The sequence below is a fragment of the Halobacillus salinus genome (assembly GCF_004684905.1).
Taxonomy (GTDB): Bacteria; Bacillota; Bacilli; order Bacillales; family Halobacillaceae; genus Halobacillus; species Halobacillus salinus.
The window spans coordinates 1,546,853-1,568,617 of sequence record NZ_SRJC01000001.1 but is presented as its reverse complement, the minus strand read 5'-3'; the positions used below and the strand labels follow the sequence as shown (position 1 = coordinate 1,568,617).

General features: G+C 44.0%; 21 protein-coding genes. 19 read left to right on the top strand and 2 right to left on the bottom strand.

Annotation, left to right across the window (positions count from 1 at the left end; genetic code table 11):
* Nucleotides 1-30: 30 nt before the first annotated feature.
* Nucleotides 31-1,239, bottom strand: a complete 1,209-nt coding sequence (locus E4663_RS08500; RefSeq protein ID WP_135327275.1) for a nucleotidyltransferase — start codon at nucleotides 1,237-1,239, stop codon at nucleotides 31-33.
* Between the two features lie 206 nt (nucleotides 1,240-1,445).
* On the opposite strand from E4663_RS08500, the gene E4663_RS08495 reads away from it, so the two are divergent.
* The 4 genes from E4663_RS08495 (at nucleotide 1,446) to E4663_RS08480 (ending at nucleotide 3,604) form a co-directional block, all read left to right on the top strand.
* On the top strand, nucleotides 1,446-1,967 hold the full coding sequence (locus E4663_RS08495; protein ID WP_079480389.1) for a YceD family protein: 522 nt from the start codon (nucleotides 1,446-1,448) through the stop codon (nucleotides 1,965-1,967).
* Nucleotides 1,968-2,015: 48 nt separating this feature from the next.
* Nucleotides 2,016-2,189 (top strand): 50S ribosomal protein L32, encoded by a 174-nt coding sequence (gene rpmF / locus E4663_RS08490; protein ID WP_079480388.1) that lies wholly within the window; start codon nucleotides 2,016-2,018, stop codon nucleotides 2,187-2,189.
* Nucleotides 2,190-2,298: 109 nt separating this feature from the next.
* A complete protein-coding gene (locus E4663_RS08485; RefSeq protein ID WP_135327274.1) occupies nucleotides 2,299-3,063 on the top strand; it encodes an enoyl-CoA hydratase/isomerase family protein in 765 nt (254 codons plus the stop codon).
* Between the two features lie 64 nt (nucleotides 3,064-3,127).
* A complete protein-coding gene (locus E4663_RS08480) occupies nucleotides 3,128-3,604 on the top strand; it encodes an RsfA family transcriptional regulator (protein WP_079480386.1) in 477 nt (158 codons plus the stop codon).
* Between the two features lie 73 nt (nucleotides 3,605-3,677).
* On the opposite strand, the gene E4663_RS08475 is transcribed toward E4663_RS08480, so the two are convergent.
* Nucleotides 3,678-4,160: an N-acetyltransferase gene (locus tag E4663_RS08475; RefSeq protein WP_135327273.1), complete on the bottom strand. Its 483-nt coding sequence runs from the start codon at nucleotides 4,158-4,160 to the stop codon at nucleotides 3,678-3,680.
* 159 nt (nucleotides 4,161-4,319) lie between these two features.
* On the opposite strand from E4663_RS08475, the gene E4663_RS08470 reads away from it, so the two are divergent.
* The 15 genes from E4663_RS08470 to E4663_RS08400 all read left to right on the top strand — a co-directional run bounded on the left by E4663_RS08470 (nucleotide 4,320) and on the right by E4663_RS08400 (nucleotide 21,763).
* Nucleotides 4,320-5,180, top strand: a complete 861-nt coding sequence (locus tag E4663_RS08470; protein WP_135327272.1) for a 2-dehydropantoate 2-reductase — start codon at nucleotides 4,320-4,322, stop codon at nucleotides 5,178-5,180.
* Entirely contained in the window at nucleotides 5,180-5,560 is a 381-nt protein-coding gene (locus tag E4663_RS08465) for a DUF3397 domain-containing protein (protein ID WP_135327271.1), read from the top strand. Before E4663_RS08470 ends, E4663_RS08465 begins: the two co-directional genes overlap by 1 nt.
* 88 nt (nucleotides 5,561-5,648) lie before the next feature.
* Nucleotides 5,649-7,274, top strand: a complete 1,626-nt coding sequence (bshC, locus tag E4663_RS08460) for a bacillithiol biosynthesis cysteine-adding enzyme BshC (RefSeq protein WP_135327270.1) — start codon at nucleotides 5,649-5,651, stop codon at nucleotides 7,272-7,274.
* A 190-nt stretch (nucleotides 7,275-7,464) separates the two neighbouring features.
* Nucleotides 7,465-7,896, top strand: a complete 432-nt coding sequence (gene mraZ, locus E4663_RS08455) for a division/cell wall cluster transcriptional repressor MraZ (RefSeq protein ID WP_079480381.1) — start codon at nucleotides 7,465-7,467, stop codon at nucleotides 7,894-7,896.
* Nucleotides 7,897-7,918: 22 nt separating this feature from the next.
* The gene (rsmH, locus tag E4663_RS08450) at nucleotides 7,919-8,899 is read left to right on the top strand and encodes a 16S rRNA (cytosine(1402)-N(4))-methyltransferase RsmH (protein ID WP_079480380.1); all 981 of its coding nucleotides are present in this window, start codon (nucleotides 7,919-7,921) and stop codon (nucleotides 8,897-8,899) included.
* Nucleotides 8,896-9,267 (top strand): cell division protein FtsL, encoded by a 372-nt coding sequence (gene ftsL / locus E4663_RS08445; protein ID WP_135327269.1) that lies wholly within the window; start codon nucleotides 8,896-8,898, stop codon nucleotides 9,265-9,267. The genes rsmH and ftsL overlap by 4 nt, the downstream gene beginning before the upstream one ends.
* Before the next feature lie 20 nt (nucleotides 9,268-9,287).
* Nucleotides 9,288-11,453: a penicillin-binding protein gene (locus E4663_RS08440; protein WP_135327268.1), complete on the top strand. Its 2,166-nt coding sequence runs from the start codon at nucleotides 9,288-9,290 to the stop codon at nucleotides 11,451-11,453.
* 142 nt (nucleotides 11,454-11,595) lie between these two features.
* A complete protein-coding gene (locus E4663_RS08435; protein ID WP_135327267.1) occupies nucleotides 11,596-13,518 on the top strand; it encodes a stage V sporulation protein D in 1,923 nt (640 codons plus the stop codon).
* Between the two features lie 90 nt (nucleotides 13,519-13,608).
* Nucleotides 13,609-15,078, top strand: a complete 1,470-nt coding sequence (locus E4663_RS08430) for a UDP-N-acetylmuramoyl-L-alanyl-D-glutamate--2,6-diaminopimelate ligase (protein ID WP_135327266.1) — start codon at nucleotides 13,609-13,611, stop codon at nucleotides 15,076-15,078.
* 4 nt (nucleotides 15,079-15,082) lie between these two features.
* Complete coding sequence (locus E4663_RS08425; protein WP_135327265.1) at nucleotides 15,083-16,435, top strand: UDP-N-acetylmuramoyl-tripeptide--D-alanyl-D-alanine ligase; 1,353 nt, start codon at nucleotides 15,083-15,085, stop codon at nucleotides 16,433-16,435.
* A 37-nt stretch (nucleotides 16,436-16,472) separates the two neighbouring features.
* Nucleotides 16,473-17,459 carry a phospho-N-acetylmuramoyl-pentapeptide-transferase gene (gene mraY, locus E4663_RS08420; RefSeq protein WP_079480374.1) on the top strand — a complete coding sequence of 329 codons (987 nt, stop codon included), beginning with the start codon at nucleotides 16,473-16,475 and terminating at the stop codon, nucleotides 17,457-17,459.
* A complete protein-coding gene (gene murD / locus E4663_RS08415; RefSeq protein ID WP_135327264.1) occupies nucleotides 17,456-18,802 on the top strand; it encodes a UDP-N-acetylmuramoyl-L-alanine--D-glutamate ligase in 1,347 nt (448 codons plus the stop codon). Before mraY ends, murD begins: the two co-directional genes overlap by 4 nt.
* A 61-nt stretch (nucleotides 18,803-18,863) precedes the next feature.
* A complete protein-coding gene (gene spoVE / locus E4663_RS08410; RefSeq protein ID WP_079480372.1) occupies nucleotides 18,864-19,964 on the top strand; it encodes a stage V sporulation protein E in 1,101 nt (366 codons plus the stop codon).
* A gap of 325 nt (nucleotides 19,965-20,289) precedes the next feature.
* Nucleotides 20,290-21,078 (top strand): cell division protein FtsQ/DivIB, encoded by a 789-nt coding sequence (locus E4663_RS08405; RefSeq protein ID WP_135327263.1) that lies wholly within the window; start codon nucleotides 20,290-20,292, stop codon nucleotides 21,076-21,078.
* The gene (locus tag E4663_RS08400) at nucleotides 21,062-21,763 is read left to right on the top strand and encodes a DUF881 domain-containing protein (protein ID WP_079480370.1); all 702 of its coding nucleotides are present in this window, start codon (nucleotides 21,062-21,064) and stop codon (nucleotides 21,761-21,763) included. The genes E4663_RS08405 and E4663_RS08400 overlap by 17 nt, the downstream gene beginning before the upstream one ends.
* The last annotated feature ends 2 nt before the right edge of the window (nucleotides 21,764-21,765 follow it).

Below are 21,765 nucleotides of genomic sequence, written 5' to 3'. Positions count from 1 at the left end.
TCTAGTGTTCCATCCTATGGAGTTGTTCCGTTAAAGAATGATAGGAGCTTTATATTCCCGGTCCATACGCTCTATTCTGCTATCTGCATTCAAAACACTGTAATAGCTGATGGAAGCCCGCTCTTCTAGATCAAGCATCGGGTGATCCAATTGTTGAGGCTGCGTAACAAGCGGGATGTCCATATCTTTCTTCTGTTGTTTCAAATAATTCCGCCCAGTAGTATTCATACCTAGAACGCGGGCATATGCGGGTTTCGTGTCTAGCAGAAGCTGTCTTGCTTGCTGCTTGGTTGTGCCAATCAGAATATGTACTAATGTCCGCTGTAGTCTTGTCCATGTGTACCGTTTTGTTTTTAAGGCTTTCATGAATTCTTCAAAAGAAGCAGCCCGCTTCACTGTCCGTTGCAGTCGGTGTTCAAGTCCTTCATCTACACCGTGAATCTCACGCAGCTCCTCACATGTCATCGTTAGAATCTTGTAATGGAGAAAGGGATAATAGTGCTCCCATCCATGCCAGATACTCGTCCTTGTCTTGTATTCTCTTAGTTGGTCCACGGTAGAAGAAGGTAAGGCTTCTTTGACACGAAGGGAGAGTCCTTCTGTTTTCATTTCTTTACGTATGCTGGTGGCACTTGCAATCCTGCTGTCTATGGTTTCGTCATGGTAGTTGCTGCTTGTACGCTGAATAGTAAGTGGCTCCACTCTTTTATGATAAGTAAGCATTTGTTTCACGTAACTAAGGCCGAGGATATTGTTTGGTTGACTCAAATCGATACCGTCCTGTGGAAAGCCTATTTGTTGAAACGCAAGCCGAGATGCTTCTGGAAAGGCATAACCTTCATTCAAGAAGGTGCGCAAAGCTTGGTCATAGATCGGTTGATGACTGGAGAGGTATTGATCAGCATCAATAAACGATTGAATGTTGCCGTCTTCACTTCCGAAACAAATCGAATCAACCCCCATTTCAGCCAGCGTTCTCACTGCCCCTTGACTAAAATAGTCGCTATGTTCTACTGCGTATATATAAGGGAGTTCAAGGACTAGATCTGCTCCGCCTTGCAAGGCAGCTCTAGTCCGGTGCCACTTATCGACTATGGCAGGCTCTCCCCTTTGCAGGAACGGCCCACTCATTATGGCTATCATGCAATCAGCATTCGATTTGCGCTTTGATTGTTGCAAGTGATATTGATGTCCATTATGAAAAGGGTTATACTCCACAATTACTCCTGAAGCGTGCATTATTTTCCTCCTTTCGTTATTGTTGAATCGTCTTTTAGGTTATTTTATCATGAATAAGGTAATAATTCGCATCAGGTCGTTGTTTTGTGTTATTTTAAAAATAGTCCTTTTTGAAGATCAACTATCTCTTAAGGGTGTAAAGAAAAAATATTGACAAATCAGCTAAATCCTTTTACAATAACTTTTGTTGCCATGAGGTGAGAACTATGAAATTTCCTCTACAGAAACTGAAGCAAGCGGGAGAAGAACCACTTGTTTTTGAAGATGATGTAGATATTCGCGAATTAGAGACAATGAACAATGACATTCGCAGGATTGAGCCTGTTCATGTCAAAGGTCAAGCGACCACACGAGGAAATGATATTACCATTATGTTTTCTATAAAAGGTGAAATGGTTTTACCTTGTGCTAGAACGTTAGTAGATGTAACGTACCCGTTTCACATTGATGTGGTAGAAGTGTTCAACTTGTCTCCGTACTATACGGTGGAAGATGATTCGGAAGTGCATCCTGTAAACGGAGAAGTGCTTGACTTAACGCCTTATATCAGGGAAAATGTACAGTTGGAGATTCCGACTCGAGTATATTCAAATGATGATGAGGCTCATGAAGCAGCCGTCCAAGAAGGAAAAGGCTGGCAGGTGGTTACAGAGGAACCTGAGGAAAAGAAAGTGGATCCTCGAATGGCTAAACTGCAATCATTATTAAATGAAGAAGAGAACGAATAGGAGAACTGTAAAGCAGTTTTCTGATAAGACTTAAAGGAGGTGTACAACATGGCAGTACCAAAGCGTAAAACGTCTAAAAAGGTGAAAAACCAACGCCGTACTCACAAGAAACTTCACGCACCAGGAATGGTGATCTGTGAAAACTGTGGTGAGTACTCCAAACCACACCATGTTTGCAAATCTTGTGGACAATATAACGGAAAACAAGTGGTTGAACAGTAAGACCATTTGAAAAAGAGCTTGGCGCTATGCGCCAAGCTCTTTTTTATTTGCCAAGCGATGAGGAGCCTTTGAGCCTTTTCTGATAAAATATAGGTGGAGGTGAAGCAGAATGAGTCTCGTATTATTAGATTGGATGGAAGATGGGTATGCGGTAATTACATTGAATCGTCCTGAAAAGCTGAATGCTATTAACCATCAGATGGTACAAGAACTTGATGAAGCATTGGACCTTGTGAGGAAAGAGGATCATGTTAAATTTCTAACGGTTACAGGAAACGGAGACAAAGCTTTTTGTGCAGGTGGGGATTTGAATGAATTTCATGGGAATTTAGAAGAAGATGAAGCCTATGATTTGTTAGCACCGATGAAGAATGTATTGTACAAACTAGCAACGCTGCCTATTCCGACTATTGCTCTATTGAATGGACAAGCGAGAGGTGGCGGATGTGAAATTGCTACGGCTTGTGACTTCCGTTATGCCTTGAAAGGTACTTCCTTTGGGTTTATACAGGGGAAGCTTGGGATCGCTCCGGGATGGGGTGGTGGGACGTTACTATATGAGAAGGTGGATAAGCAGGCAGCGGCGCACTGGCTGATGACGGCTACTATGTATAGTACAGACCAAGCATTACGAATCGGGTGGCTACATAAAGTGTATTCTGATAAGGAATGGACGATGGAAACCTTGCTCCAACCGTTCCTGCATAATTCACAAGAGCAAATGACTTGGTTCAAAAAACAATACCTGAATTCGTTAAAACTAGACGAACTCTCTGTAAGGATGGAAGAGGAGACGATCAGTTGCTCTAAGCTCTGGGAGTCGGAGGCACATAAAGAAGCGGTGCAAAAATTCATGTTATCGAGAAAAAACTGATGAATATTATTCTATCAACCCTTCCGTTTGCATAACTATAAACAAACGATAGAGGAGGGATGAGATGGATGCCCCTAGACAAGATGCCTGGAAGGATGAGGAGGATCTTCTTCTGGCAACAACGGTACTTGCCCACATTAAAGAAGGGAAAACTCAGCTTGAGGCCTTTCAGGAAGTCGCCAATCAGCTAAAGCGTACACCGGCGGCGTGTGGATTCAGGTGGAATGCAACGGTGAGGAAAGAGTATCAGAAGGAGATTCAAGAAGCGAAGCAGAACCGGAAGCAGAATCGGACCTTTTTCGCTACGACCTCTGCCCCGAGTGACGCCCCTATGTCTCTTGATGCAGCCATATCCTTACTTAAAGAAATGAAAGTGAAGCAATATGAAAATCAAGGTCGTCAGAAGCTTGAATATCAACTCCAACAGTTGAGTCAAGATAATAAGCAGTTAAGGACACAGCTGAAGGCTTGGGAAGATGCTTGGAATGAAGTGGATCGACTCGTTCATTGGGTGAAAGAAAGACAAAAGAGCCCATCGTGATTGAAACAGAAATCTTACTATATTATGCATAATAGAAGGCCACTACAGCATTGTAGCGGCCTCATTTGTGTAGTTAATTCGTTTCTCTTTCTCCGACACCAGATGGCAACCAGATTAGTGGGTTTTCCCCGAGGTCGCGCTCTACATCGTAATTGGCTTTTTGGAAATCCATCTTCTCCCAGAAAGCTTGGGAATTGATACGAGGGTTTGTTTTGATTGGAAGTCCGAAACCTTTGGCGAAATCGACTAAGTCTTTTCCGTAGCCCTGCCCCCGGTAATCAGGCAAAACTTCAAGTTTCCAAAGTTCCAGATAGTCTTGAGGTGGTGTGAAATATTTATCGTATTTCGACTTTACTCGATATAAACTCATCCTTGCTACTAAAGCGCTTCCATAATAAATACCAAAGAATGGAGATTCACTGTCGTTTTCCACAATGTTGCTCTCTAAATCCTCGAGCATCGCCAATTCCTGATTTCCGTACTCTTTAAAACGTTTGAACTCTTCTAGGGTTTTATAATTGACTAACAATGGTTGTACTTTTGACTTGGTCATCATGTCAGAATCCCCTTTCAAATATCTGTATCTGCTTCTATTATAATATAAAAATATTCAGAAAGAAATGAACAATTGGTGGAAGACTGAGGTGAGTCTGCCATTTGAAGTGTACATTTGCTACAATAGGTACAAAGACGTTGTACGAAATGAGGGGTGCGCATGGATATTGCGATAGTCGGTGGAGGAGCGATCGGTTTATTAACCGGAGCCCATCTAGGAAGAGATCACACGGTACATATGTATGTAAGAAGAGAAGAGCAGGTGGAACAACTGAAGCAAGAAGGGATTTCGTGTTCTTCTGTAGAAGGTGCGGTTCCCGTTCATTCCCATCTTGTAACAGAAGGTTTCTTAAGTCATGATTTGGTCATTATCGCTGTTAAGCAGGATCAAGTACCTAGCGTTTTACAAGAAATAAGGAACACGAACAGTTCTGTACTCTTTTTGCAAAATGGAATGGCTCACCTTGAGTTGATACCTGATTACTTGAATGCTTTGATTGGCGTAGTGGACCACGGGGCATTGAAAATCGATGACCGAACGGTGGAACATTTGGGCAAGGGTACCATACAAGTAGCGCCCTTTAAGAAGGGAGCGACTGGACAATCTTTAGTAGATGAACTTTATCAGGAGGATTTTCCAGTTCTTTATCGAAAAGATTATCAAAAGCTAATGGTAGCGAAGTTGGTAGTCAATACGGTAATTAATCCTTTGACAGCTTTGTTTGAGGTGAGAAATAAACAGATCAACGATAACCCTTCCATTCAAAGATTAGCCTATACCTTATGTGAGGAAGTCTGCAGCGTGTTTAGTCTTCCCCATGAAGAGGAATGGGAACGAGTCCGTCTTGTGGCAGAGAGAACAGGGGAGAATGAATCATCGATGTTTAAAGATATTAAGGCAGGACGAAAGACAGAGATTGATGCCATATCGGGCTATGTTTTGAGAAAAAGCAATAGAGATGTCCCCTATCATCAGTTTGTTGTCGATGCTATTCATGCTAAAGAAAGGAGGGGTTCATGATGGCAGAAGTGATTATCTTTATCATGGCAGCGATTCTTACCATGCCGATTCCGTTTTTATTTGTTTTTTATTTTCTGTCAAGAAGGTGGCATGGCAGGAACAAGAAAGCCGTTCACCAAACGGCTGCCTTTTCTGCACCTGTGTTCATCTTAGCTGTTCATGTCTTGATGCTCGTATTGTTCCAACAGAGTTTCTTTGCTTATATCGTTATTTTTTTAATGATACTTCTGGGATTATCTTTGGTCATCCAGTATAAATTGCATGACGAGATTCGGTTCATAAGGGCATTCAGAGGGTTTTGGCGTGCTGCATTTCTATTGTTCACAGTTGTATATATGGGGTTGTCCATTTTCGGGATTTTGGGACGAATCGTATCCTAGTCAAACAGATTAGATGAACTCGCTCTCTCTTTTTTGTACAATACAATAGGGTACATAAGGTGATTATGACAAAAGGAGAAGTTCATTTATGCGTATGGAAGCCATTGATATCCAATCAAAACAACGATTTTTTAATGATTATCAACATAACTTTGATCAGGTCAGTGATCAATTCGAATACAATCCAAGAGAAGAATCCATCTGGAGTGAACGCTATCAGTATGTAGTCAACCAATCCTATCAACGTGAGGCACTTTCTGATGTTCTGGTGGAGATGAACAAGAAGTGGGAGGCACCTACTGAGACGTTTGAACAAATCGAAAAGTTAAGGAAAGAGAATAGTGCAGTCGTGATAGCAGGTCAGCAGGCTGGTCTGATGACGGGGCCTCTGTATACTGTCCACAAAGCGATTTCTGTTCTTCAGTTAGCTAAGCAGAAACAGGAAGAACTTCAAGAACCCGTTGTTCCAGTATTCTGGATAGCTGGTGAAGACCATGACTTTGACGAGATCAACCATGTCTTCCTGAAACAGCAGGATCACATGGAGAAGTTCAGTATTCAACAAAACCCTGACCAAAAACAATCCGTGTCAGATATGGCATTGGAACAGGAAACAGCAAGTAAGTGGGTAAGATCAGTTTTCTCGGAGATCCAGGAGACAGAGTTCACCAATGACCTTCTGAAACAGTGTCTGTCCGCTGTGGAGAAGTCGGAAAGCTTTACAGATTTCTTTGCTAGGCTCATGTATCAGCTCCTTCCAGAGTCTGGTTTGGTATTGTTTGATGCTCATGATCCGATGGCAAGAGAATTGGAGCGCCCATATTTTAAAAACATGATTGAAAAGAATGAACCGATTGCTCGTGGCGTATATGCTGCACTGCAAAAGAATCGCAACCAAGGTTATGAAACCCTTCTCGATAGTGAAATGGACGATGCCCACTTGTTCTATCAGCATGATGGGGACCGGACACTGCTTGTACGAGATGAAGCCGGACATTTCAAAGGGAAGAACGATGAGGTAGTCTTATCAAAGGAAGATTTGCTTGAAGTAGTTGAGCAACAACCGTGGTTGTTGAGTAACAACGTCGTGACCCGGCCATTGATGCAGGATTGTCTTTTCCCTGTTCTTGCTTTCATCGGTGGACCTGGGGAAATCAATTATTGGTCTGCGTTGAAACCTGCTTTCTCGGAGGTCGGGTTGCAGATGCCGCCTGTCATCCCAAGGCTCTCCTTTACTTTGGTAGACCGGAGGACGCAGCAAATATTAGATAAATACGAGTTAAAGACATCCACCTCCGTTGAGTATGGTGTCGGAGAACAGAAGTTGAATTGGTTATCGTCCCATTCTGTAGCACCAATCGAGCAGCTTGGTGAACAAGTGAAGGTGGAAATGGACCGTATTCATCGTCCTCTTCGCGAAGCCTCTTCTCAATTCGGGGCGGATATCGAACAGCTCGCAGACAAAAATTTGGAGTATATCCAACAACACGTTGATTTTCTTACCAAACGTTTTCATCAGTCGTTAGAACAACAGTACAGTAGAGAAATGAAGGAATTTGAAGATGTGGAATTACTTCTCCACCCTAATGGAGGTTTGCAGGAGAGAGTGTGGAACATTCTCCCTTGGATCAACCAATATGGGTTGGATGTATTTGAACGGATGAATGAATCTTACTATTCATTTGAGTCCCCACATTATATCGTTCATCTCTAAAAAAGTGGGTCCTGTACCCACTTTTTTCTTTTTGTGTGATTTGTCTGTTGAATCACGAGATAAAGGCATTTGGAACAAAAAATTCTGCCTCAGTAGGCAGGATTTTTTTTGTAGAGAAAGAATTAACTAAAAGTAAGTGGAGAAAAGTGGGGCGATGTGGTAAGGTGGACTTAGAAGGTGGGGGAACTCTATGTTCATGGGGGAATTTCAGCACAACATCGATACGAAAGGCCGTATTATCGTACCTTCGAAATTCCGTGAAGAGCTAGGGGAGAGCTTTGTCTTAACCCGTGGTTTAGACCAGTGCCTTTTTGCTTACCCTATGAATGAGTGGAAGCTTCTTGAAGAGAAGCTGAAGAAACTCCCTCTTACAAAGAAAGATGCCAGAGCGTTCACACGATTTTTCTTCTCTGGAGCAGTAGAATGTGAGCTCGATAAGCAGGGAAGAGTAAACGTACCACCTCCACTGCGTAAATATGCCACGTTGGAGAAGGAATGTGTCGTCATTGGTGTATCGAACCGGATTGAGTTTTGGAGTCATGATGAGTGGGAAAGCTATTTCGACGCTTCAGAGGAATCCTTCTCAGAGATCGCAGAGAATATGTTAGATTTTGATATTTGATTGATTAGAAACGAGTGAGAATATGTTTGAACATTATAGTGTATTGAAAAGAGAAACCACCGAGCAATTACATATTATGCCGAAGGGGGTATACGTGGATTGCACACTCGGTGGTGGAGGACATTCGGAAGTGATCGCCCAGCAATTAGACAAAGAAGGGCATTTATACGCATTTGATCAAGACGAGCATGCACTAGCTGCAGCAAAAGAACGCCTTGAGCCTTATGCGGATCGCATTACGTTTGTGCACGCCAACTTTCGTCAGTTGGAAGAGAAGCTTGAGGAATTAGAAGTCGAGCACGTAGATGGAATCGTTTACGACTTAGGTGTTTCCAGTCCGCAGCTTGATGTGGAAGAGCGTGGTTTCAGCTATCAGAACGATGCTCCGCTGGACATGAGAATGAATCAAGAGCAAGAACTCAGTGCAAAAGAAGTAATTAATGATTGGGCTTATGAGGACCTTGTCCGCATCTTCTTTAAATATGGGGAGGAGAAATTCTCCAAACAAATCGCCCGTAAAATAGAAGCGGCACGTAAAGAGGGACCCATCGAAACAACTGGTGAGCTTGTTGACTTGATTAAAGCTGGAATACCAGCACCTGCGCGAAGGAAAGGCGGGCATCCTGCCAAACGGGTGTTCCAAGCCATTCGTATCGCGGTCAATGATGAGCTGGGGGCTTTCCAGGACAGCCTTCACCAAGCGGCAAGAGTCGTTTCCATCGGTGGTAGAATTGCGGTAATCACATTCCATTCACTAGAAGATCGTTTGTGCAAGCAAGCCTTTAAGAAGTGGAGCTCCAACCCGCCACTGCCAAAAAATATTCCGATGATTCCTGAGGATAAACAGCCACCTTTCAAGTCGGTTACACGAAAACCTATTGTTGCAGAAGACCTTGAATTGGAAGCGAACCGCCGTTCAAGATCGGCTAAACTTCGAGTTGTAGAGAAAATAAAACCATGGAATGACGATTTTCAATTTGAAGAAGGGTGGAAGCAAACATGAGTGTCGAACATGCGAGAAGGGAACAACAACCCCTGCAGCAGCCGAACAAACAGAAACAGGTCAAGGTAAAAGTCCACAAGAAGAAGCAATGGATCAGTACAGGAGAGAAATTCCTTTACTCCATTGCTACAGCAGCAGTTGTTGCTTCTTCTTTATTTCTCGTTCAATTCTCATCCTCAACAGATGCATTGAACCGTGATATCAGAAGCCTTGAACAAAACATTTCGAGTCAAGAAGCGAAGAACGAGAACTTGGCTTATCAGGTGAAGGAACTGAGCAACCCGGATCGTATTTTGCAAATTGCTAAAGAGAATGGATTGGATATCCAAAATGCTCAGGTCAAACAAGCCGGTACCATCGGAAATTAATCGTGAGCTGGTGATTCAATATGAAAAGTGTTAATACACACCGTGGTGCAGCCATTTTGATTTTAGTGTTTGCGATTATGTTTTTAATAGTAGCCGGCCGTTTTCTGTACATAGAATCGACGGCTGAGGTGCAAGGTGTAGATTTGAATGAGTGGGCAGAAGATATACGGACTAGTTCGTATGAGATTGATGCCACTCGTGGGAAAATCTACGATAAAAATGGTATGGTACTAGCTTATGACCGACCAACGTACCGTATGTATGCCATTGTAGACCCCGAATACACCGCCAACCCGGAGGAGCCTAAACACGTGACGGAACCTAGTGAAACCGCAGCGAAGTTGGCTCCTCTGTTAGATTTAACGGAAAGTGAAATCGAAGATACGATTGAGAATGGGGTAGCAACACACGAAAACAGCGATGAAGACGACGACCTTTTCCAAGTCGAATTCGGAGCTAAGGGGAAGAATTTATCCCAAGCGACCGTAGATGAGATCAAAGAAATGGAACTGCCAGGCATCCAATTCATCGAAGAGTCGAAACGGTATTATCCGAACGGCGTCTTCGCCTCTCATGTCATCGGGTTTGCTAGAAGTGAAGACAACCAGATCAAAGGAGTAACGGGAATCGAGAAGCAGATGGAGAAGTATTTGGAGGAGAAGAAAGGACACATCTCCTATGAACGAGACAAGTACGGAACCAAACTGCTCGATCCCAAAGAAGTGATGACTGAACCCGATAATGGGGAAGATGTCTATTTGACGATCGATCAAAAAATCCAGACGTTCTTAGAAGATGCCATGTCTGAGGTGGAGAAACAGTACAGCCCTGATAAGGTGATGGCAGCGGTCATGGACCCTGACACAGGGGAAGTGCTGGCGATGAGTAACCGTCCCAGTTACAACCCGAACGCAATCGGAGACGTGAAGAACTGGTACAACGATATCATCTCTTATCCGTTTGAAGTGGGATCTCCTATGAAGATCTTCACATGGGCTGCGGCAATGGAGGAAGATGTATATAACGGGTCTGAACTTTATAAGTCGGGGACGTACAAAGTAACACCAAAATCTAAAATCATAAAAGACCATAATAATGGGAGAGGCTGGGATCCGATTACGTATGACGAAGGATTTCAGAGATCCTCTAACGTAGCTGCGTCTAAGTTGGTTTATGAAAAAATAGGTTCTGATAAATTCAGGGATTATATATCAAAGTTTCATTTGGACCAAGAGACTGGTATCGACTTACCGGGAGAACTTTCTAGCAAGTTAGTTTTTAATAAACCAATTGAACAAATCACTACTGGTTTCGGCCAAGGTTCAATTTTCACACCTATTCAACTGATGACTGGGGCAACGGCTATAGCTAATGGTGGTGAAATGATGCGCCCATATGTATTATCGAAGATTGCATCAAGCGAATCGGGAGAGGTCTTGAAGGAAGGTAAGCCGGAAGTGATCGGGGAACCTGTTTCTAAGGAAACGGCAGAGAAGGTCCGTGACTTAATGGGTGAGGTCGTTTCTTCCGAAAATGGAACTGGTCAATCTTTCAAATTAGAAGACTTTTCTTTAGCAGGAAAGACTGGAACTGCTGAGATACCTGATGGACAAGGCGATTACATGGTAGGACGAGAAAACTATGTATTCTCCTTCATGGGAATGGCACCGAAAGACGACCCAGAGCTTCTGATGTATGTTGCGGTCAAACAGCCACAACTGGAACCAACAGAACTAGGCTCAGAGCCAGTCTCCTACATCATTCGGACCGTAATGGAAAATAGTCTTCATTACTTGGACATCCAGCCGGATAAGAACCATGAAGCGAACGTCTCGGAATATTCGCTACCTGATGTAACAGGAATGAAAGTATCAAAAGCGAAGAGTAAGCTTGAAGAAACGTTCGATAATGTTGTGGTGATCGGTAATGGAGGAAAAGTGGAAGCTACTTTACCGGGAGCTAAAACAGAAATGCTTGCTAACCAGAAGGTCATGATTGTGACAGACCAGCCGAAGATGCCTGACTTAACAGGGTATTCGTTACGTGATGTCAACCGGATAGCTGATCACTTCGGATTGCAAATGGAAGTGATGGGAAATGGATTCGTGACGAATCAGAGTATCAGTGCGGGGTCTGAAATCAATGAAGATGGTTATCTCGTAATCGAGCTCTCTCCAGACCAATAAATAGTACTAGAAGCGGTGAGACCCAACGGGTCTCGCCGTTTTTCGTTTATTATGCTCGGCATGCCTGCATTGTTCTATTCATCTGATGATTGCATATAGTGATACAAGCTGACTCTATCGAATTTCCAAAGGAGTTATCAGGATGAGGAGACGAGTATCGCAAGTCATAGTAAAAAAGAGGTTAGTCACGGTATTTTTGTTTGGGATGCTGATTTTTGCTGTCATTGCAGGTAGGCTTGGGTATGTTCAATTCGTATTAAGTGATTTTCTAATTGAGAAAGCAGAGGAATCCTGGAGTCGTGATATCACGTTCGAACCAGAGAGGGGCAAGATCCTCGACACGAATGGTGAGGTGCTCGTTGGGAACCAATCGGCGCCTACGGTCATGGTCGTTCCAAGACAAGTGAAGGAACCAGAGAAAACGGCAAAGCAGTTAGCCAAGATTTTGGATATGACCGAAGAGAAGGCGTATCAACATGTAACTAAAGTTACTTCGATCGAGCGGATTCATCCGGAGGGGAGAAAAATAAGTGAAGAACAGGCGGAGGCGATACAATCTCTTGCTATGCCAGGGGTTTATATTGCTGAAGACTCTGAGCGCTTTTATCCGAATGGCGCCTTTCTTTCTCATGTGCTTGGTTTCAGTGGAATTGATAATCAGGGTCTGCTTGGCCTTGAAGCCTATTATGATGAGGAATTGAGTGGAGAGAAAGGGGCCTTGTCCTTTTTCTCAGACGCTAAGGGTAAGCGAATGCCGGATATTGCAGATATTTACAAACCTCCGGTGGATGGGAAGGACTTGAAGCTGACCATCGATTACCGGGTACAATCGATTATTGAGAGGGAACTTGATATTGCTGAAGCGAAATACAACCCGGATGGGGCGGTGGCGCTGGCGGTCGATCCAGATACAGGGAAAGTCGTTGCAATGGCTTCACGGCCAAACTTCGATCCTGCTGATTATCAAGAAGTAGATCCGAAAGTTTACAACCGTAACTTACCAGTCTGGAGTACGTACGAACCAGGTTCTACATTCAAAATCATTACGCTCGCAGCTGCTTTGGAAGAGGATTTAGTCAACCTTGAGGAAGAACATTTTCATGACTCCGGTGCCATCAAAGTCGATGGAGCAACGCTTCACTGTTGGAAGCGTGGAGGACATGGCGATCAGACGTTCTTAGAAGTAGTCCAGAACTCTTGTAACCCAGGGTTCGTCACATTGGGGCAGCGCCTTGGTAAGGATCGCTTATTCGAATACGTCCACCGATTCGGATTTGGTGAGAAAACTGGCATAGACCTGGAGGGAGAAGGAAAGGGAATCCTGTTCAAACCTGAAAATGTCGGGCCAGTGGAACAAGCAACGACAGCATTTGGACAAGGTGTATCCGTCACCCCGATCCAGCAAGTCATGGCAGTAGCTGCGGCGGTTAACGGTGGATATTATTATGAGCCTTACATTCAAGAAGCCTGGCTTGATCCGCGAACAGGTGAAGTTCTGGAGGAAAATAAACCGAAGTTGAAAGAACAAGTGATTAAAGAAGAAACGTCAGCTGAAATTCGTAAAGCGCTAGAGAGTGTTGTTGCAAAAGGTACAGGTAGAGGTGCGTATGTAGAAGGATACCGGGTTGGCGGTAAAACAGGTACAGCACAAAAGGTAGGAGCAGACGGGCGATACATGGAGAATAACCACATTGTTTCATTCATCGGCTTCGCGCCTGCAGATGACCCTGAGCTTGTCGTTTACTTAGCAATCGATAACCCGAAAAATACAGTTCAGTTCGGAGGAGTGGTGGCTGCTCCAATTGTTGGGAACATCATGGAAGATAGCTTAAGAGTCCTTGGTGTTAAACCACGCAAAGATGGTCTGGAAAAAGAATATGCTTGGCCGGATGAACCACTCGTAGAAGTTCCAGATGTGACAGGAATGGAGAAGAAAGATTTGAGCCAATTGTTGACTCCGCTTGAAGTAGAGGTCAGCGGCGAAGGGGATGAAGTCGTCACACAGGCACCCGAAGCAGGTGTGAAGGTGCCGCCAGGGTCTACTGTGCGTGTGTACTTGAAATAAGTGAAGGCTTGCGAAGAATACAAATCCATGCATACAGAGGGTTCGCTGTTTTGCTATAATAAGTCTGTATGTGAGTAGAGGTGAACGTTCTTGAGAGCAGAAGCGTTACTTGAAAACATCCGGTTTTATCGGGCGACTAGTCAGATAAACAACTTGGACATTAAAGGAATCTCGATGGATTCGAGGAAGACGTTACCTGGTGATATATTTATTTGCATGAAAGGGATTAAAGCAGATGGGCATGAATTTGTAGCCGATGCAGTGGCAAAAGGAGCAGTAGCGATTATGGCTGAAGAGCCCGTTGCTGCCCCTGTTCCTGTCCTTTACGTAAACGATACATCTAGGGCTTTGGCAATGACTGCCTCAGCCTTTTATCATTTTCCGACCGAACAACTTCGATTGATTGGGATAACGGGTACAAACGGAAAGACGACGGTTTCGTATCTGCTCGATGAACTATTCACCCACCACCGTCATACGACAGGGGTGATTGGTACGATCCAAGTGAAGATTGCGGGTAAGACGACACCGGTGCAACATACCACTCCTGACTCTCTATCGTTGCAAAGATATTTTGCTCAAATGGTAGAGGAGAGCGTCGATACCTGCATCATGGAGGTGTCCTCACACGCCCTTGATCAAGGGCGTGTGTTCGGGTGTGATTTTGATGTGGCTGTATTTACGAATCTAACGAGAGACCATTTAGATTATCATGAGAATTTTGAAGATTACTTTCGGGCAAAATCGTTGTTGTTCGCACAACTAGGCAACGGGTATAATAGAAAAGGGCTGAAATATGCCATTATCAACAAAGATGCGACTTACGCGACGAGGTTAATCCAATCTACTTCTCAGACATTATTAACTTACGGCATCCAGGAAAAAGCAGATGTTCGAGCATTGGATATCCGGTGCAGTGAATCCGGAACCTCATACCTATTACAATCGCCAGCAGGTGATATAAAAGTGAACAGTCCGCTGATGGGTATGTTCAGTATATACAACATGCTGGCTGCTGCCAGTGTCGGTCTTCTATACGGAATTCCTCTAACTACAATTAAGAAAAGTTTTGAACATACTTCTGGAGTTAAAGGAAGGTTTGAACCTGTGAATGAAGGCCAACCTTTCGGGGTTGTGGTGGATTACGCCCATACCCCTGACTCTTTGGAAAACGTGCTGAATACCATTCGGCAGTTTTGCAAAGGGAAGGTTTGGGTAGTTGTTGGATGTGGAGGAGATCGTGATCGCACGAAGCGGCCGATGATGGCCAAAGTGGCGGTCGAACTTGGTGACTACGCTATTTTCACAACGGATAATCCACGTACAGAGGACCCAGAAGACATATTTCATGATATGATTGAGGATATTTCTATTGGCTATGAATGGGTGCCGGATCGCAAGAGTGCGATACAGAAGGCAATTCAAGGAGCGCGAAAAGGCGATATGGTCTTGATTGCCGGTAAAGGGCACGAAACATACCAAGAGCGGAATGGAATCCGGACCCATTTTGATGATTGTGAAGAAGCAAGAAAGATATTACGGACGATTAAGGAGACATAAAAACATGAAGCTTGAGGTAGCGGAGCTTACGAAGCTCTTTCCAAACTATAAAGGTGCGGCACAGGACGCTATTACTATACGTACAATCATGACGGATACACGGAAGCGAGCGAAGCAAAGTTTGTTCGTTCCGATCGTTGGTGAATCTCATGATGCGCACCAGTTTATGAAAGGTGCCATTGAACAGGGTGCTACTGCTGCATTGTGGCAGCAGGATAAACCATTGCCTAAATTGGTGCCGACGGACTTTCCTGTTTTCTTTGTAGAAGACACAACTAAAGCTCTCCAGCAACTGGCCCAGTATTATTTGAGAAAAGTCGACCCAATTGTTGTCGGTGTGACCGGCTCAAACGGGAAAACGACAACGAAGGATATGGTGGCCGCCGTCTTGGCTACTAAATACAACACGCACAAAACCCAAGGAAACTTCAATAACCATATCGGTCTTCCGCTCACTATCCTGTCTATGGATACGAGTGCAGAAGCTGTTGTGTTAGAGATGGGTATGGATCGTGCAGGTGAAATTTCCTTGCTCTCTCTCCTTGCGGAACCGGATTATGCCATCATAACAAACATTGGTGAATCACATATCGAGAATTTCGGGTCTCGGGAAGGGATCGCAAAAGCGAAGCTTGAGATTCGCGACGGTCTCAAAGGTGTTTGTATCATGGATGGTGACGAACCATTACTACAGGATGCACTTCTGGATGAGCAGACGATTTCATGCGGCTTTGGTGAAGAAGCAGATTATGTAGCAGTCATCGAAGAATTACTAGACGAAGAAACTTCGTTCACTGTAAATGCTGTATCTTATCATTTACCAATGGCTGGTCGTCATAACGTGAAAAATGCGGCTTTCGTCATTGCGCTTGCTGAGAAATTAGGAATTGCAAAAGACGGTATTCAAAGGGGATTCGAGCAGATTGAAGTGTCCGCTATGCGATTTGAGAAGCATGAAGGGAAGAATGGATCTCTTCTTATCAATGATGCTTACAACGCTTCCCCGACTTCGATGAAAGCTGTCATAGAAATCATTCGTCAATTGACATCCAAAACGAGAAAAGTGTTAGTATTAGGAGATATGTTTGAACTAGGGGCAAATTCAGAACAATTGCATGCAAGCGTTGCAGAGGCTGTGGATGAAAAAATCGATGCTGTATATACGATCGGAAACGATTCAAAACAAATATCCGAAGCAGTAGCTGCCAAACAACTCGGGATAACCACTTCCCACTTTACAGAGAAAAAAGCGTTAAGTCATCACATTCAATCAATCTTGACAGAAGATACTGTTGTATTAATCAAAGCTTCACGAGGGATGAAATTGGAGGAACTGCTGGAGGATCTAGTCAATTGATTACCGGCGATGACGGAGATAAAAGGAGGAACAAATCATGAACGACTACATAGTACTAATCACAATGGCTTTATCATTCGCACTTACAGTTGTGATATCGCCGATCATCATTCCTTTCCTTAGGAGGCTGAAATTCGGGCAAGCGATTCGGGACGAAGGGCCGGAATCCCACCAGAAGAAATCCGGAACCCCTACAATGGGTGGTGTGATGATTATCGTCGCTGCCCTTGTCACGACACTCATCTCGGCTTATTGGTTCCAACCAGAAGCACCAAGCATCCAACTGTTCATCGTCTTATTTGTATTGGTAGGGTACGGTTTACTTGGATTCTTGGACGATTATATTAAAGTCGCATTAAAACGAAATCTAGGTTTGACATCTAAACAGAAAATGCTAGGTCAAATCGTTATTGCAATTGTGGTCTATTTAATTTTAAGACAAAATGACTTTCCTACAACAATCGGAGTACCTGGTACCGATATGGAATTCGAACTAGGATTTGGGTACGCGATCTTGATCCTGCTAATGCTGGTAGGGGGTTCCAACGCGGTTAACTTGACTGACGGATTGGACGGATTACTTGCAGGAACAGCTGCTGTTGCATTCGGAGCATTCGGGATTCTTGCCTGGACGATCGAACCGAATGTGGAAGTTACTATCTTCGCTTTATCCATTGTTGGCGCGTTGCTAGGATTCCTTGTATTCAATGCACACCCTGCAAAAGTGTTCATGGGGGATACTGGATCGCTTGCGCTAGGTGGAGCGATCGCTATCATAGCTATTTTAATGAAGATGGAACTGCTGCTAGTGATCATTGGCGGAGTGTTCGTACTTGAGACGCTTTCCGTGATCATTCAAGTTATTTCCTTCAAGACTACTGGTAAGAGGGTTTTCCGTATGAGTCCCCTCCACCACCATTACGAGTTGAAAGGCTGGTCAGAATGGCGAGTCGTCACAACATTCTGGGCAGTTGGCCTTGTGTTTGCTGTAATCGGTGTATATATTGAGGTGATGTTCGGATGAAAACATTGAAAGATTTTCCTTATAAACAAGTTCTTGTCCTAGGTTTAGCCAAGAGTGGTACTGCTGCTGCCCATTTGCTGTTAGATAGTAACATTCGTGTAAGAGTCAACGACTTGAAAGCGGATGAGTCTAGTGAAGCAGTGCAAGCTTTAAAACAAAAAGGAGCAGAGGTGTTCCTCGGTGATCACCCTTTGTCTGCCTTGGACGGCGTTGATCTGATGGTCAAAAACCCTGGGATTCCGTATGAGAACCCGCTTGTAGACGAAGCGGTCAATCGAGGTATTCCTGTTGTCACAGAAGTAGAACTTACGAGTCACCTGCATAAGGGACCATTGATTGGGGTCACGGGTTCAAACGGAAAAACGACAACTACCACATTGATCCATAAGATGATTGAAGCAGATGGAAAGCCGGTATCGGTAGCTGGAAACATTGGGAGTGTCTCTTGTGAAGTAGCTCGGTCTACTTCAGACGACGAGACGATGGTTGTTGAACTTTCTTCTTTCCAGCTGCTAGGAACAGAAGATTTTCGACCGGACGTTGCTGTGTGGTTGAATTTGTACGAGGCTCACCTTGATTATCACCATACGTTGAAGAACTATCATGATGCCAAAGCGAGGTTGATTGCCAATCAGACATCCGAAGATAGTTTGGTATTCAACGCGGATGATGGCAAAATCGTCAGCTATCTTCCAAATGCATCTGCTCATCAGGTCCCTTTCTCCCTTCATAACAAAGAGAAGGGCGCATGGACTGATGAGGAGAATATTTACTACGAAGAGGAAGCCGTAATGAGTCGGGAAGACATTGTGCTCGTCGGACCTCAGAACCTGCAGAATATCCTTGCCGCCGTCGCTGCTGTGAAGCAGGTCGGAGTATCGAATCAAGCGATTTACGAAGTCCTTACGTCGTTTACAGGAGTCGAGCACAGGCTCGAGTTTGTAACAGAGTCAAATGGAAGACTCTTTTATAACGATTCGAAAGCTACGAACATACTTGCAACATCCTATGCCTTAAGGTCTTTCCAACAGCCGGTGATTTTACTCGCTGGTGGACTTGATAGGGGCAACGACTTCGAAGGCTTACTTCCGTATTTGAGCGGAGTGAAAGGCGTCGTTTTATTCGGTGAAACGGCGGATAAATTAGCGGAGACAGCAAATTCTGCTGGTATTGAACAGATAGAAATAGTTGATACCATGCAGCAGGCTGTAGATAAAGCGTATGCAATGTCTGATGCGAAGGACGTTATACTGCTGTCGCCTGCTTGCGCGAGTTGGGATCAATATTCCACTTTTGAACAAAGAGGCAACATGTTTACAGATGCCGTGCATAAGCTGAAGTAAGGGCTTATGCGTCAGGCGTAGCCCTAGTTTCCACCTGAGATGGGAGGTAGGGCTTTTTCTTATGGAGGAAAAAATCAAAAAGCCGGATTTATGGTTGATTGTGGCGATCATCGGAATTCTGACGATCGGCATTATCATGGTGTACAGTTCCTCGAGCATTTGGTCAGAGTATAAATTCGACGATCCGTATTTCTTTGCGAAACGGCAGATTCTTTTTGCGACAGTTGGGTTGGTCGCTATGTTTGTTCTGTCCCGTATCCCTTATTACGTTTGGCATGGACATGCTAAGTTGATCTTGATCATCTGTCTTGTCTTCCTGGCGGCGGTCCTTATACCAGGAGTAGGGATGGTACGTGGTGGGGCGAGAAGTTGGATTGGAGTAGGGATGTTCAGTATCCAACCTTCCGAATTTATGAAACTCGGTTTGATTCTATTTCTGGCCAAGTTCCTTTCGGAGAGACAGAAGCGAATGAATTCATTCCAAGAAGGATTTCTGCCAGGTTTAGCTTTGATTCTAGTGCCGTTTGCCCTTATTATGCTGCAACCTGATTTGGGGACAGGTGTGGTGATGGTTGGGACATGCTTAGTGATGATGTTTACAGCTGGAGCTAGAATCAGTCACTTCATGTGGATTGCCGGTGCTGGTATGGCGGGGATGGTCGGTTTAATTGCTTCCGCACCTTATCGGATTAAGCGGATCACAGCGTTTCTACACCCATGGGAAGATCCTTTAGGCAGCGGCTTTCAGATAATCCAGTCTCTTTATGCGATCGGTCCAGGGGGGCTGCTTGGACTTGGCCTGGGTAAGAGTATGCAAAAGTTCTTTTACTTACCGGAACCACAGACGGACTTTATCTTTGCCGTGTTGGCAGAAGAGTTAGGATTTTTGGGTGGGCTCGTGCTGCTTGGCTTATTTTTTATTTTGTTATGGCGCGGCATTCGCGCAAGCTTGTATGCACCAGATTTATTCGGGTCGCTCTTGGCGTTAGGTATTGTCGGAATGGTGTCTATTCAAGTCATGATTAACGTCAGTGTTGTGACAGGGTTGATACCGGTTACTGGTATTACCCTCCCGCTCGTCAGCTACGGAGGTTCTTCTCTAACGTTGACCCTCGCTTCTCTAGGGTTGCTCCTAAGTGTCAGTCGATTCTCAAGTAAATAGAGAGAAAAAGAGGTTCTGGTGGAGCTGATCTACCAGAACCTCTTTTTCAAGGGAAGAGTCGCATTTTGTTGATGAAAGGTGTTTAGCAGAGGGGGATAAAGGGTATGGACATGTTTGTGAATGGCAGACTTCATACATAATCGGGAATGTTGTCGTCAGAAGGGGATTAGACGTGAAATTTCTTGTGAAACTAGTAAAGTTATCCCAATAATTAAAGACTTTTTTGTGATATAATGGTAGTGCTTTGTAGTAGATTTAAAACATCTGAGTATAGGTGTGAAAGAAGCACTCCTAGGGTGTTAAGGAATAAGGAGAAATGCCCGATATGGAAGAGAGAAAAGTTGTCTCCATAGAAGAACGTATACCGAGATTGAAACAAACAAGAAAAAGCAAAGCGAACAGAAGATTGATCTTCTATTTATCGATTTTATTCGTGTTGATCAGTTTGGTCATTTATTTGCAGTCTCCCCTGAGTCATGTGCGTAACATCAATGTAGAAGGTGCACAGCATATAAGTTCAGAAGAGATCACCAAATTGAGTGGTATTACAACAGACACGAACTATTGGCAAGTAAACGCGAAAGAAATCCAAAAACAAATCGAGTCCCACGAACAAATCAATTCTGCTGATGTTTCCAGACAGTTTCCGAGTACGGTTGAGATTGAAGTTAAGGAAGCGGAACGGATTGGTTATGTAATGGAGAAGGGACAGTATCGCGCCATTTTAGAAGATGGTACGCAACTCGAAGCTACCTCTGTACCAGCAGGTGATGCTCCAGTACTTGCTGGATTTTCAAAAGCAACTTATTTAGAAGAAATGTCGAAGGAGTTGAAGGAACTTCCGTCCAGCGTAGCAAGTCTCATTTCAGAGATTCACTGGGTACCAAAGGAAGGCAACCCTTATCAAATCCGACTTTATATGAACGATGGCTATGAAGTATTAGCTTCCATCCGTAATTTTTCTACGAAAATGCCATCTTACCCTTCGATCGTGTCACAACTTGAACCTGGCTCTCATGGGATCATACATATTGATGTAGGAGCCTATTTTGAAGAGCTGCCTGAAGAAGAGGGCTCGTCTGATGAGGAGAATACCAATGAAGCGGAAGGGTAGAGCATGGTTGCTATCACTCGTTTTACTCGCTTCGGGGTTTTTGATTGCTTACAGCTACCAACAGACGAAAACAGGTCCTGAAATGGTTCAACTGAACGACTCGCAGTGGAAGAAAGAATATTATTACCAACAACAGTTGTTGAATATGGAAGAAAGAAACAAGCAGTTACGTGAAGAATTGAAACAAAAACGTATGGATATCCAATCACATGAGAGTAATCTTGCTACAAGTGAACAAACGGTTTCGGATCTCGTGACGAGGAAGAATCGTCTTCAACAACTTGTAGGAGAGTTGCCTATAGAAGGACAAGGGGTGGAAATTGCCCTTAGTGATTCGGCGTATATACCAGACCAAGAGCAGGTGAATCAGTATATCGTTCATGAAAGCCATATTCATGCCGTTATTAATGAATTGCTCAGTTCTGGAGCAAAAGCGATTGCTATCAATGGTCAACGCTACTTTAGTGACAGCTATATTGCTTGTACTGGGCCGGTGATTACCTTGGACGGGATTCAACACCCTGCTCCGTTTGTGATCACGGCCATAGGTGACCAAGACGTATTATATTCTAGTTTAGGTCTTACTATGGGCGTGGTGGATCGCTTAAAAGCGGACAATATCGAAGTGAGTCTTTCTAAGGAAGAGAACATTCTTATGGATGCTAAACTATCCACTGAAGGGTGAGT